The sequence below is a fragment of the Sinobaca qinghaiensis genome (assembly GCF_003610495.1).
Lineage (GTDB): Bacteria > Bacillota > Bacilli > Bacillales > Marinococcaceae > Sinobaca > Sinobaca qinghaiensis.
In genome coordinates this window covers 1-12,883 of the sequence record NZ_RAPK01000007.1, presented here as the reverse complement: position 1 = coordinate 12,883, position 12,883 = coordinate 1, and the positions used below count along the sequence as shown (strand labels likewise).

At 48.7% G+C, this 12,883-nt stretch carries 12 protein-coding genes; 5 read left to right on the top strand and 7 right to left on the bottom strand.

Annotation, left to right across the window (positions count from 1 at the left end):
* Positions 1-47: 47 nt before the first annotated feature.
* Positions 48-683 carry a pentapeptide repeat-containing protein gene (locus ATL39_RS04120; protein WP_120192039.1) on the bottom strand — a complete coding sequence of 212 codons (636 nt, stop codon included), beginning with the start codon at positions 681-683 and terminating at the stop codon, positions 48-50.
* Positions 684-920: 237 nt separating this feature from the next.
* Here ATL39_RS04120 and ATL39_RS04115 point away from each other — a divergent pair, with 237 nt between their 5' ends.
* The 5 genes from ATL39_RS04115 to ATL39_RS04095 all read left to right on the top strand — a co-directional run bounded on the left by ATL39_RS04115 (position 921) and on the right by ATL39_RS04095 (position 6,132).
* Positions 921-2,123 carry a sensor histidine kinase gene (locus ATL39_RS04115; protein WP_120192038.1) on the top strand — a complete coding sequence of 401 codons (1,203 nt, stop codon included), beginning with the start codon at positions 921-923 and terminating at the stop codon, positions 2,121-2,123.
* Positions 2,059-2,700, top strand: a complete 642-nt coding sequence (locus ATL39_RS04110) for a response regulator transcription factor (RefSeq protein ID WP_120192037.1) — start codon at positions 2,059-2,061, stop codon at positions 2,698-2,700. Before ATL39_RS04115 ends, ATL39_RS04110 begins: the two co-directional genes overlap by 65 nt.
* 110 nt (positions 2,701-2,810) lie before the next feature.
* Positions 2,811-3,743 (top strand): ABC transporter ATP-binding protein, encoded by a 933-nt coding sequence (locus ATL39_RS04105; RefSeq protein WP_120192036.1) that lies wholly within the window; start codon positions 2,811-2,813, stop codon positions 3,741-3,743.
* An 11-nt stretch (positions 3,744-3,754) separates the two neighbouring features.
* Positions 3,755-5,023 (top strand): ABC transporter permease, encoded by a 1,269-nt coding sequence (locus ATL39_RS04100; RefSeq protein ID WP_120192035.1) that lies wholly within the window; start codon positions 3,755-3,757, stop codon positions 5,021-5,023.
* The gene (locus ATL39_RS04095) at positions 5,020-6,132 is read left to right on the top strand and encodes an ABC transporter permease (protein WP_120192034.1); all 1,113 of its coding nucleotides are present in this window, start codon (positions 5,020-5,022) and stop codon (positions 6,130-6,132) included. Before ATL39_RS04100 ends, ATL39_RS04095 begins: the two co-directional genes overlap by 4 nt.
* Positions 6,133-6,176: 44 nt before the next feature.
* Here the strand turns inward: ATL39_RS04095 and pruA are convergent, their stop codons facing one another.
* The 6 genes from pruA to ATL39_RS04065 form a co-directional block, all read right to left on the bottom strand.
* Complete coding sequence (pruA, locus tag ATL39_RS04090) at positions 6,177-7,724, bottom strand: L-glutamate gamma-semialdehyde dehydrogenase (protein ID WP_120192033.1); 1,548 nt, start codon at positions 7,722-7,724, stop codon at positions 6,177-6,179.
* 12 nt (positions 7,725-7,736) lie between these two features.
* Positions 7,737-8,942, bottom strand: a complete 1,206-nt coding sequence (locus tag ATL39_RS04085; RefSeq protein WP_120192032.1) for an ornithine--oxo-acid transaminase — start codon at positions 8,940-8,942, stop codon at positions 7,737-7,739.
* A gap of 51 nt (positions 8,943-8,993) precedes the next feature.
* On the bottom strand, positions 8,994-9,890 hold the full coding sequence (rocF, locus tag ATL39_RS04080; RefSeq protein WP_120192031.1) for an arginase: 897 nt from the start codon (positions 9,888-9,890) through the stop codon (positions 8,994-8,996).
* A gap of 120 nt (positions 9,891-10,010) precedes the next feature.
* A complete protein-coding gene (locus ATL39_RS04075; RefSeq protein ID WP_120192030.1) occupies positions 10,011-11,411 on the bottom strand; it encodes a sigma-54 interaction domain-containing protein in 1,401 nt (466 codons plus the stop codon).
* 157 nt (positions 11,412-11,568) lie between these two features.
* Positions 11,569-12,477 (bottom strand): Gfo/Idh/MocA family protein, encoded by a 909-nt coding sequence (locus tag ATL39_RS04070; protein WP_120192029.1) that lies wholly within the window; start codon positions 12,475-12,477, stop codon positions 11,569-11,571.
* A 133-nt stretch (positions 12,478-12,610) separates the two neighbouring features.
* Positions 12,611-12,883: phytanoyl-CoA dioxygenase family protein (locus ATL39_RS04065; protein ID WP_211326969.1), on the bottom strand; the 273-nt coding region annotated here is incomplete at its 5' end.

Genomic DNA, 12,883 nt, shown 5'->3' with positions numbered 1-12,883 from the left:
CTGCGTGCTAAAAACGCAGACAGAATTTTTTATGGAATAGAAAAAAATTAATCGACAATGTCGAGCCCGAGAAGAGCTGCAAACTGCAGGGCCTGGTAACTGGAAACTTTACAGCCGAATAAGTTTTCAGGAGATATCGTAAGAGAATCAAACGTAGATGTGCTGATATCGATTCCTTTTAAGGACGTTTTCTCAAAGTTGGCATTCGTAATATTGCAGAACTGGAAGGCGACATTTTTAAAGAGACAGTCATAGAAATCAGTGTGCACCAGCGAGCTGTCCTGAAAGGCAGTTTTTTCGCATTTGGACTCGCCGAACGCTGTCAGGTTTAAAAGGGAATTCTCAAATGACACATGGCCGATCCGGGATTCGGTAAAGTTGACCCCGAGCAGCTTGCAGCTGCGGAATACGACGCGGTGAATGGAAGAATGGCTTAAATCAGCATTGGAGAAATCGCAGTTTTCAAACTCCACATCAGTTAAGTCAATGTCCCGGAAGACCGTGTGTGCGAACCGGCAGTTCTTAATAATCATCTTCGACAAACGAGCCCGTGGCAGCGTTTCCGCTTCAAAGGAAGAATCCGAAATGGAACAAAGTTCGAGCTCCGGATCTTCTTCGGTCAAAATAGTATTAAATTCTTTTGGGAAAAGATTGTCCGGGATCTTAGGAGCATTTATTTTCATCACAAAAAACCTCTTTCTATGTGTATCGTTTAACTATAAGAAAAAGACAGCTGGAAAAATAGACTGTATTTTTTGCCGGAGGTGTGAACAAAGGTAATAACATAAATAATTTCACGCATCATAATATATTATAAATAAAAAAGCAGCTAATACACAAAATCACTTAAAAATTCCATATAAATCCTTGTAGCTATATGTGATAAAGTTAAAGAAAAACCTGGGGCGGGGTGAAGCACGATGCATATAGTAGAACGGCATCAGTTTTGGATATGGCTCCTGCTTTTGATGGGAGCATGGGGATCCATTTTACTTACCCCATCTTCGTTAGTAGAGCTTCCGTTGAAAGTCCTGCTGGCGGCTTTCTTTTTTACCGTGTTTTTTCTGCTTCCCCTCGCAGATGACCATTCGAAAGCACAGGCCGGGCTTATCCTGCTGTTGGGTCTGCTTGCCGGTGCGGCGGCGTTTCCGGTGGGAACTGCGGAGCCTATGTATGAACTGCTGCTCGTTTATTCGCTGCTCGGCGGACTGGCGGTTTTTTATCTGCCTGGTTCATATGCAGCCGGACTTGGTGTCGTACTTATTGTTTTTGCGGCACTGGGCGGGATGGCGGTCAACGTAAGCTTTTTTCTGCTTTACATACTAACTGCTGGTTCGGGATTAGCCATGTATAAGTTTATGTATATGAAAGAACAGCGGCTGTCCCAACGAAATGAAGTTTTATTTACAGAATTCCGCCGGATGAAACGCTCTTTAATTTCAGGAGAACAGGCGGTGCGCCGGGAAGAGCGGACCCAGATTGCAAGAGAAATCCACGATTCGGTCGGCCATAAATTAACGGCTCTGTTAATGCAGCTGGAAGTCTTCAGAATCCAGCACGCTCCGGAGAAACAGGAAGAACTGCAGGCGCTGAAGCAGCTTACTAATGAAAGTCTGGAAGAAACAAGATCGGCTGTGAAATCACTGAAGCGTGACGAAAGTGCAGGACTCCCGGCGATTTTGCTGCTTATCCGCAAGTTGGAAGCAGAAAGTATGGTGACGATCCATTTTACCATTAAAGAGAGAGCACTTACGGCCCCTTTAAGCAACGTGCAGTCTATAGCCGTTTACCGAGGCGTGCAGGAAGCAATTACGAACGCCATGAAACACGGCAGTTCCAATCAAATAAGCATCACATTTGAAGCGCCGGCCGGCCATATTTTCCGGTTTATTGTAAGCAACCCTGTTAAATCCGGAAATTTTCTAAAAGAAGGCTTTGGTCTTTCCTCCATGAGAGAACGAATGGAGGAAGCAGGAGGCGCTTTGAAAGTAGAAACATATCAAGAGACATTTATTGTAACGGGAACACTGCCATTGGAACAGGAAGGAGGTGGAGATATTGATTCATATACTGCTGGCGGAGGACCAGAAGATGGTGCGACAGGGACTGAAAGTAATGATTGAAACGGACGAGGACATGCTCGTGAGCGGGGAGGCAGCAAACGGCCTCGAAGCCGTAGAGCTTTGTCAGAGCGGAAAATTCTTTGATATCGCCATTCTTGATATCCGTATGCCGGTTATGGATGGACTGAAAGCTGCAAAAAAACTGCATGAAGACTATCCGCAGATGAAAATTCTCATGCTCACGACATTCAACGACGATGAGTATGCGATTGAAGCGCTGAAAAACGGAGCGAGAGGCTACCTGCTGAAAAATGCGGACACGGAGGAGCTGATCCGCTCCATCCACACCTGCCTTGAGGGTGGACTCGTCCTGGAAAGCCATGTCGCAGCCAAGGTGCTTCCTAATTTAATCGGACGCAGCCCTCAGGAAAAACAGTTTCTGGATCCATCACTGACCGATCGGGAAGTGGCGCTCATCTGCTGCGTGGGAAAAGGGATGAACAATAAAGAAATAGCGGATACCCTTCATCTTTCTATCGGCACGGTAAAAAATCAGATCAGTGTAATTCTCGATAAGCTGGAGCTTCGGGATCGGACCCAGCTTGCGATTTATGCGATCCGCAATCAGATGGTGTAAAGAAATGACGAAAGTCATCCCGGTAATGCAGCATCGATGACCTAAGACAGTGGGAGCACTGTCTTTTTGTTTATATACTACATATAACTACAAAAGAAGGAGGTACGTCTATGCTGGAGGTAGAGAATGTTTCCAAATCATTTAAGGGCAGAAATGTAGTGGAGGGAATGAATCTTTATTTGGAAAAAGGCGAGTCGATCGGTCTGCTCGGACCAAACGGAGCCGGGAAATCAACGACTATTTCCATTATTTCATCCCTCATTAAGCCGAGCAGCGGCGACGTGAAGCTGAACGGCAGCAGTGTGATTAAAAAACCGGCAGCGATCCGCAAGGTAATCGGCATTGTACCGCAGGATATCGCATTATATGAAGAGCTGTCTGCCTATGAAAACCTGCTCTTCTTCGGCCAGATGTACGGTATGAGCAAAGCCGGACTGGCAGCAAAAATACAGGAGGTGTGCAGGCTGGTCGGACTGGAAGACCGCCAGAAAGATATAGTTAAGACGTATTCCGGCGGCATGAAACGGCGGGTCAATATTGCGGCAGCGCTTCTGCATGACCCGGAAATTCTAATTATGGACGAGCCGACAGTTGGCATTGATCCTCAGTCCCGCAGCTATATTCTGGAAATGATCCGAAACTTAAATATAGAAAGAGGAATGACCGTGTTGTACACGAGCCATTATATGGAGGAAGTCGAGCGGCTCTGTGACCGGGTGTATATTATGGATCATGGAAAGGTTATTTCATCCGGCACAAAGGAGGAGCTGAAAAATATTCTTTCTGCCGAAGAAACCATTTATATCGATTTTGACCGGGTGTATCCAGCGATGTATGACGAACTTCAGCATCATCAAGACATCCTGCGTGCATCAGAAACCGAGAACGGCCTGAAGCTGATTGTACCTAAGGGAAGCCGCCTTTTAAGCCGGGTTTTTCAAATTACCGAACGGCATAAAGCCCAGGTCACCAATGTGAACGTCAGCGTTCCGTCACTCGAAGATGTGTTTCTCCATTTAACGGGACGCAAACTTCGCGATTAGGGGGGAGTAACGTGAGACCTTTTCTTATTAAAGATTTTAAAATAATGCTTCGGGACCGCTCGGAGCTTGTGGCACTGCTGCTCATGCCCTTCATCATCATGGGAATACTCGGGACGGCCCTGAGCGGTGTAATGGAAGGTGATACATCTTCTATTGATATCCAGCTGGCTGTAGTCGAAGAGGACGCGCAGCAGGAAGGCATCGCAGCTTTTCAGGAGCAGGTCAGAAACAGCGGAGTGCCTCCGGAAGCGGAAGAAGAACTAGCTGCCGCCGCTGAACACATGAATCCGGCCCGTTTATTAAACAATATGCTGGAAGATCCGGAACTGTCGGAAATGATTCACGTGCAGACGATGGAGCAAAGCGACGCACAAGCAGCTGTTCGTGCAGGGGATGTAGATGCAGTGCTTACTTTTCCGGAACACTTTACGGAAGATACGCTGAATGCGATGTTAATGAATAATGGAAATGGAAGCGAACTGGAGCTGCTTGTCAGTGACGAAGGCTCTATCAATACAACGATTATGGAAGATCTGCTGGCTGGCTTTACAGATAATCTTAACGCAGAAAGTGCTATTGCTGCAGCCGGAGCCGGCGGTGAGGAGGCTGCCTCAATAGAAATCGGCGGCACCGAAACACTGTCCCAAAATGAGCCGGTCAGTGCGATGCAGTATTATTCAATCGGAATGGCCGTTATGTTTGTCCTTTACGTTGCGGGAACAATAGCTAGTAAGGCTTTCGTAGAAAAACAGCAGCAGGTGTATAACAGGATTATTTTATCCGGAACAAAAACCTGGAAATATCTGGCGGGTAAAATCATATCCACTGCTGTGATTGCTTTTGTACAGCTGACTATTCTCTTTATTCTTTCCGCTCTCGTATTTCGAACCTTTGAACTAACTTCTTTTTCCTTTTGGATAGGAATGCTCGGTATTTCTGCCGTTCTTGCAGTCTGTGTAGGATGTATAGGCGGCTTGTTGACTTCCTTGTCAATCCGCACCGAATCAGATACGGCTTCAGGAGTTTTTACAGGCGTCATTGTAACACTGTTTGCGTTTGCCGGAGGCAGTTTCTTTCCACTGGACGGTATGCCTGCCTTTATCAGTGCCTTTGGGAGCTGGACGCCTAATGGAGCGGCGATGAATGCGTATATACGCTGGGTGCAGGGGTTTGGGTGGAGTGAGCTGGCATGGCCGATCATGCAAATTAGTCTCGTTTCCATTGCAGCAGCCATAATCAGCTTTCTGGTCTTTCCAAGAAGGAGGTCGGTGTCCTCATGAAAGCTATATTCTTTTTACAGTGGAAAAGACTGCGGCGGAAGCCTTATCTCGTTCTTACATTTTTCGTGCTTACGCTGTTGTTTGTCTTTTTCTTAGGAAGCAACAACCAGGGAAGTCAGGGAGGACAAATGGAAGTCAATGCGTACACAGGGGAAGGCGCGCAGGAAGCAGAGGCTGCCGGCTGGATAGACAGGCTCAATGATTCGGACTCCTTTCATTTTGAACTGGTGGATGAAGAGCAGGCACGAAAGGACATTATGGACGGAAGCCGGAGCCTGGCGCTTGAAATAAGAGAAAATGACTACCGGATGCTGGTTGCGGTGGAAGATCAGGATCATCAGCTGGTCGACAGTTATGCTAATCAGGTATTCAGGGAAGAACAGAGGCTGCAGCAGGCAGAGGAGCAGACAGGAACAGCTGATCTAAGAGAACGGGTGCAGGAAGAAATGAACCATCCGCCGCTTGATTTAACGATAACTTCAGTAAGCGGGGAAGAAAGCGGGTTTGTATATAACGCCAGCCTGCAGGCGCTGTTTGGAATGACGCTGTTTTTTTCCATGTACACGATTATGTTCAGCCTTTCCAACGTAGTAGACGAAAAGCGGCAGGGTACATGGGACCGGATGATCGTGTCGCCGCTCCGAAAATGGGAAGTATATGCGGGCCAACTGGCGTACTGCTTTGTACTCGGTATGCTGCAGATTATGATGATCTTTGTCTTTTTTGAATGGGTGCTCGGTTATGACGTTAATATTCCTCTGGGAACGACAGCCGTTATTACAGCCTGCTTTACGTTTGCTGTCGTTTCTGTCGGCATGCTGCTGATCGGACTGGTCCGTACAACCCAGCAGCTGCAGGCGGTTATTCCTATTGTCGTCACCTCGATGGCGATGCTCGGAGGAGCCTTCTGGCCGCTGGAAATCGTCTCAAATTCGTTTGTGCTCGCATTATCCAAAGGGACACCGATATACTATGGGATTCAGGCTCTGCATGATGCTTCGGCGCTTGGATACGGAATTACCGGACTGGGCGGCCCTTTATCCCTGCTTATTCTGTTTGGTGTTCTCTGCATGGGTATCGGTATCAATTTAATGGAACGCAGAAGTTAAAAAAGCAGAAATCCTCGATAAATGGAGGATTTCTGCTTTTTATGTTACAGCATCTGGCTGACGGTTTTCGGGTGCATGTGCTGGATAAGGTAATCGGGTCCGCCTGCTTTAGCATCGGTACCGGACATTTTAAAGCCGCCGAATGGGTGGTACCCGACGATAGCGCCGGTGCAGTTGCGGTTAAAGTACAGGTTACCGACGTGAAAGCGCTGCTTGGCATATTCCAAATGTTCGATCGTACGGGAGATCACGGCGCCGGTTAGGCCATACTCGGTGTTGTTGGCGATCTCAATCGCCTGTTCATAGCTTTCCGCTGACGTGAATGCGACCACCGGGCCGAATATTTCCTCCTGCATAATACGGGAGTCGGGAGTCGCATCTGCAAACACGGTCGGCTGAATAAAGTAGCCGGTGGAGTCATCGCTTTCGCCGCCCGTTACGAGCCGTGCTTCCCTGCGGCCTATATCAATGTAGCCGGTAATTTTATCAAAGGCTTTCTGATTTACGACCGGACCCATGTAGTGCTTGAAGTCAACAGGATCGCCGACAGTGAGGCGCTGGGTACGTTCCTCGATAATGCTGAGCAGCTCCTCATACACGTCCTGATGGGCAATCACGCGCGAACCGGCGGAACATTTCTGGCCGGAAAAACCAAAAGCAGACTGAATCACAGCATCCGCTGCCACTTCGAGGTCGGCATCGCTGTCGACGACAATGGTGTCCTTGCCGCCCATTTCAATAATAACCCGCTTTAAATGAAACTGATTTTCCTGAATAACAGCCGCGCGGTTATATATACGCGTACCGGTCGCACGGGAGCCGGTAAAGCTGATAATTGACGTCTTCGGATGATCCACCATGTAATCGCCGATAGCTTCCGGATCGCCTGGCACAAAGTTTACGACACCTTTTGGAACGCCCGCTTCGTGGAGAATGTTAACAAATTCAGCGGCAATGACAGGTGTTGGCTCTGCCGGCTTTAACAGCACGGTGTTTCCGCTGACGAGCGGTGCTACAGTGATCCCTACCATAATCGCGCAGGCAAAATTCCACGGCGGAATCGAAACCGTTACGCCGATCGGCTGGTACACATACTGATTGTATTCGCCTTCGCGGCTGTTAATCGGCTTGCCGTCTTTCAGTTCGATCATCTGGCGGGCGTAGTATTCCATAAAGTCGATCGCTTCGGCTGTATCGGCGTCTGCTTCTTTCCACGGCTTGCCGGCTTCTTTTACGAGGAGAGCAGAGAATTCATGCCGGCGCCGGCGCATGATTGCTGCCGCCCGAAACAGCATTTCCGCACGGGCTTCCGGTTTTGTATAGCGCCAGCTTTCGAACGCTATGGACGCCGCCTGGAAGGCCTGGTCAATATGAGCGGTCGTAGCTTTGGATACACGGCCGATTACTTCTTCTTTTCTGGCCGGATTAATCGAAACAAGTTTATCTTCTGTCGTGACAGCTTCCCCGTTAATTACGAGCGGATAATCCCGGCCGAGGGACTTTTCAATGGTTTCAAGAGCACGGGTGAATGCCTGTTGGTTTTTTTCGTCGGTAAAATCAGTAAATGGTTCGTGCTTGTAGGGAGTGTACATGGCAAAGCCTCCTTAGTTTGTAGTAAAGACGTCTTCAATCCGGGAAATCGCCCAGTCCAGGTCCTCCTGCTCAATCACGAGCGGCGGGGCAAAGCGGATCACCGTTTCATGGGTTTCCTTGCATAAGAGACCTTTTTCTTTTAGTTTTTCACAGTATTCACGTGCAGGTACGGTCAGCTCCAGGCCGATAAAAAGCCCGCGGCCGCGTACTTCTTTAATAATCGGGTTCTCAATAGCGCTCAGCTTATGTTTAAAGTACGTGCCAAGCTCGAGCGACCGCTCTGCCAGCTGTTCTTCTTCCAGTACTTCAAGCGCGGCAATGGATACGGCGCAGGCGAGCGGATTGCCGCCGAACGTAGAGCCGTGGGAGCCGGGGGTAAACACGCCGAGGATATCGTGATCGGCCGCAACGCAGGAAATCGGGAAGACCCCGCCTCCGAGCGCTTTACCAAGAATATACATGTCAGGCACGACATCTTCCCAGTCGCAGGCAAAGGTTCTGCCGGTACGGCCGAGTCCGGACTGAATTTCATCTGCAACAAACAGGACATTCTGTTCCCGGCAGATTGCAGAGGCTTCTTTTAGAAACCCTTCCGGGGGGATGACAATACCTGCTTCTCCCTGAATCGGCTCCACAAGGAAAGCGGCGGTCTGCGGTGTGATAGCTTCCCGCAGTGCTTCGGCATCGCCATAGGGAATCAGCTTAATGCCGGGCAGCACCGGACCGAATGCCTGCTTGTTTTCTAGTTCGGAAGAAAGCGACACGGCGGTCATGGTTCTGCCGTGAAAATTGTTTTCACAAGCAATGATTTCTGCACGGTCCTGTTCAATCCCTTTTTTTTCATAGCTCCAGCGGCGGACGGCCTTAATGGCGGTTTCCACAGCTTCTGCTCCCGTATTCATCGGCAGAATCATATCTTTGTGCGTTAACGCAGCTACTTTTTCATAAAACGGAGCGAGCGGCTCGCTGTGAAAAGCGCGTGAGGTAAGGGTTACTTTTTCTGCCTGCTCCTGCAGGGCGCGGATAATTTTAGGGTGGCAGTGACCCTGATTTACCGCAGAGTAGGCGCTCAGCATATCAATGTAGCGGTTTCCCTCCGGATCCTCAACCCATACTCCTTTCGCTTTGGTAATAACAATCGGAAGCGGCTTATAATTATGGGCGCCGTATTGTTCGGTCTGTTCAATGATAGAAGTGGTGGAAATAGATGCTGTCATTGTGCTCTCTCCTTTATATTTATAGTTTTCCTGCGACCAGCGGCCTTCTGTCTAGCAGAGCTTTTCGCCGAAAAGGGAGCCGATTAGATCTACCGCGGCTTTGGCCGTGCGGTTTTTTTCATCCAATATAGGATTCACTTCCACAAAATCAGCAGACGTGATAATCTCTGCCTCGGCAAGCATTTCCATTGCCAGATGGCTTTCCCGGTAGCTGAGCCCGCCGACGACGGGGGTGCCGACACCGGGTGCATGCTGAGGATCAAGCGCGTCCAGATCGAGACTAAGGTGAACACCGTCTGTTTTTTCCTTAAGATAAGCAATAGCTTCTGCCATCATCGCACTCATACCGTGACGGTCAATTTCATGCATCGTATACACTTTGATGCCGAGCTGTTTGATTAACTGCTTTTCTCTATCATCGAGCGCACGGGCGCCAAAAATAACGATATTTTCCGGACGGAGCTTCGCCTCGCTTCCGCCGATATGGCTGAGCTGTTCTTCACCGAGGCCGAGTGCAGCAGCCAGTGGCATGCCGTGAATATTGCCGGATGGGGAAGTACTGCTCGTATTCAGATCGGCATGGGCATCATACCAGATCACTCCTGGATTTTTATAATGGCCGGAAACACCGGCAACTGAGCCAATGGCGATACTGTGATCCCCTCCAAGCGTTAGAGGAAAGCTGCCGGAGGCGATAATATCGTCTATTTCCTTAGCCAGTCTTGTATTTACCTCAACGACCTGGCTTAAATTCCGTAGGCTTTCGGACTCGGAAGCGTTGCTTGCAGAAAGCGGAGGCGCCAGGTCGCCCAGATCTGTAACCTGATGGCCCAGGTTCTGAAGCCGTTCCACGACACCGGCATAGCGGATCGCACTTGGCCCCATATCAACCCCGCGCCGCTGCTGTCCCAGATCCATGGAAGCGCCCAGAATACTAATATGTTTCATGGTTGTCCTCCTTAAACGTATGTATGATTCTCTTATATAGTAATGCAATCTTCGTGCCAACTTTATGCTGATATAAATAATTTTAAAAAACAGAACGGACGGCATCCGTTCTGCTTTTCATTACACTAATATTTTCTGGATGCCGAGTTTTTTCAAACGGTACTGCAGGCTCTGGCGGCTGAGGCCGAGTATGCCCGCGGCCTGTTTAATATTGTAGTTATTTTCTTCAAGAATCTGCTTTACATACTGCTTTTCAGCCTGAAATAAATATTCATGCAGTCCGGGAGACCCTTCGATGGGAGAAATGACTGCAGGATCGTGCTGTTTTGCGGTAGAAATTGCCGGAGTATGATCCGGAACAGGACGGTTTCGGAAGGGAAAAGGGAGGTGCTTCGTATCTATTAATTCTTCAGTTTCGATTACGTTCATAGCGCCTTCAATGACGTGCTCGAGTTCGCGGACATTTCCCGGCCAGTTGTGTTCCTGAAACAAACGCTCCACTGCCGGCGTAAGTCCTGTTACATGCAGCTGAAATAAGCGGTTATATTTTGCTGTAAAAAATTCAGCGAGCGGCGCAATATCGGCTTTACGCTCCTGCAGCGGCGGAATAAAAAGTGTGACCACACCGAGGCGGTAATATAAATCCTTGCGCAGCCGGTTTTCGGTAATCGCATCAACGGGATCTTCATTCATCGTAGCGATAATCCGGATATCCACTTCCACATCTTTCGTACCGCCTATCCTTCGGATGGTACGTTCCTGGAGTACGCGCAGCAGTTTGGACTGCAGGTGCGGGCTTAATGAGTTCAGCTCATCGAGCAGGAGCGTACCGCCTTCGGCCTGTTCAAACAGACCCGGCCTGTCAGAAGCACCGGTGAACGCCCCTTTGTTTGTACCAAACAGTATACTTTCAATCAGGCTGTCCGGCAGGGCTGCGCAGTTCTGGCTGATAAATGGCTTAGCGGCCCGGCTGCTTTCGTTATGAATGCTCTGGGCGAAAATTTCCTTTCCTGTGCCCGTTTCTCCAATAATTAAGACAGAGGAAGTAGTGCGGGTGGCCCGTCTCGCAAATTCTACTGCTTCCATGAGTTCGCGGCTGCTGCCAATAATATGCTGAAACGTGTATTTTCGGCTGCTCTGGCTGCGGTTTTCCTGAAGAATCCGTTCCAGCTTTGTAATATCCTTGGCTATTTCAACTGCCCCGATAATTCGTCCGCCTTCCCGGACAGGGAAGGTGTGGTTGACTGTAGTAATCTCGACTCCCTGGTTATTTAAATACGTCTGGCGGGGTTTATGGGATTCCGTGCCATTCCGCCACGCCTGCTCGAGGGTACTTCCATGTCCCTCATTAAAAGCAAACACATCAGAAATATTGCGGTACAGCACATCACGGCTGTTCATATTTTCAATCTGTGCCATTTTTTCGTTATAAATAACCGTTTTCCCCGTATCATCTACTATATGGATGCCAAGATCCATATGCTGAATTAATGTCTGGTAAATTGTTTCCGAAAGAACCATCCTATATCCCCGCTTTCTAAACATATGCAAATTTTTTTTGCGTAAGAAAGATTATTTATTTAAATACTAGCATGAGAAAACAGAAAGGCAAAATAATTTTTCGGGATAAGATGTAAAAAAAAACAGACAGGGGATCCCTGTCTGTGAGAAGGCTTAATTATTGTTCTTTCATGAGTTTCTGCACCATCTGTTCCGCAATAGCATGTCTCCTGGAATCTGCCTCATAGCCGGTGTAGGAGGCGGCTCCTTTGCGCACCGCTTCAATAAAGGCAGCAGTAATGCCGAAAAAGCCTCGTTTTTGCAGCATCGGCTCCCAGTCGTTCACAGGGTGTTTGTTAATTTGTTTATTCTGATGGGTAACGATGTCGCTGATATTGTGCACGACTCTTGTTTCGCTTTCGCTCATCAGCTCGACGGTTTCTTCTGTAGTTCCTGCATTTCGGTTCATGATGCCGATGGCGGTGCCTTCGTCTGCTTCAAGCTCAAGCATCACGTGGTGGACGAGGCCATCCTTCTGCATGCCGCGAATACGAATGTCCTGGATCGTATATGGAAATAAATATAGAAGTGTATCAATAACATGGATAAAGTCTTCTACGATAAACGTGCGGAATTCAGCAGCCTGATGGTCTCTATTTTTCTGCATAATGATCATGTTGGGATCGGGTACTTCTTTTATTGACTGGTAAGGCGGGGCATACCGGCGGTTAAAGCCCACCATTAAAATAAGGTTATTGTCTTTTGCTTTTGCGAGCAGTCGTTCAGAAGCCTCACCGTAAAAAGTAATCGGTTTATCCACATATACGTGAATGCCGTGATCGAGCAGTTCGTCAACAATCTCCTCATGCGCGCCGGTCGCCGTGCTGACAAAAGCAGCTTCGATGCCGCTCTCAATCCAGCTTTCTCTATCGGTAAATGTTGTGCAGCCGGGGAATGTAGCGGCGGCTTCTTCTAAAGCCTCCCGATTTCTGGAGCATAAATAAAGATCTACGTCTTTTGCCTGGATGAGCGCCGGAAGATATGCTTTTTTGGCAATATCACCGATGCCGATTAATCCTATTTTCATGTTTTTAACCCTCGTCTCAGCTGTTAGTTTTCTCCTCTTATAGAATACCCTCCTTTGCCAGGAATGAACCGCGCCGCAGGAAAAACAAATAAAAAAAACAGCGGACAGGTCTAAGCCTGTCCGCTGTGTATGATTATGAAGAAGAAGAGGTCGTAGCCGTAATATCAGTTAACTTTCTTTTATCCGGTGTAATCGGCTTCACGTTCTCGCGGTTCGCCAGGAATTCCGGACGCGGCGACTGGCCGGAGAACGGGTGGGTGAGCTTGTTTTCGATGGAGTTGAATACAAAGAACACGTTGCTGCGCGCATACGGGGAAATGTTCCCGGATGAGCCGTGCATGGTGTTGCAGTCAAAGAACAGCACGGAGCCGGCCGGGCCGGTGGCGCGGTCGATGCGGCCGCCGGC

Excerpts from the sequence above, each read along its gene's own strand:
- ATL39_RS04120 (WP_120192039.1), bottom strand. The coding sequence starts at position 683 with ATGAAAATAAATGCTCCTAAGATCCCGGACAATCTTTTCCCAAAAGAA.
- ATL39_RS04115 (WP_120192038.1), top strand. The coding sequence starts at position 921 with ATGCATATAGTAGAACGGCATCAGTTTTGGATATGGCTCCTGCTTTTG.
- ATL39_RS04105 (WP_120192036.1), top strand. The coding sequence starts at position 2,811 with ATGCTGGAGGTAGAGAATGTTTCCAAATCATTTAAGGGCAGAAATGTA.
- ATL39_RS04095 (WP_120192034.1), top strand. The coding sequence starts at position 5,020 with ATGAAAGCTATATTCTTTTTACAGTGGAAAAGACTGCGGCGGAAGCCT.
- pruA (WP_120192033.1), bottom strand. The coding sequence starts at position 7,724 with ATGTACACTCCCTACAAGCACGAACCATTTACTGATTTTACCGACGAA.
- ATL39_RS04085 (WP_120192032.1), bottom strand. The coding sequence starts at position 8,942 with ATGACAGCATCTATTTCCACCACTTCTATCATTGAACAGACCGAACAA.
- rocF (WP_120192031.1), bottom strand. The coding sequence starts at position 9,890 with ATGAAACATATTAGTATTCTGGGCGCTTCCATGGATCTGGGACAGCAG.
- ATL39_RS04075 (WP_120192030.1), bottom strand. The coding sequence starts at position 11,411 with ATGGTTCTTTCGGAAACAATTTACCAGACATTAATTCAGCATATGGAT.
- ATL39_RS04070 (WP_120192029.1), bottom strand. The coding sequence starts at position 12,477 with ATGAAAATAGGATTAATCGGCATCGGTGATATTGCCAAAAAAGCATAT.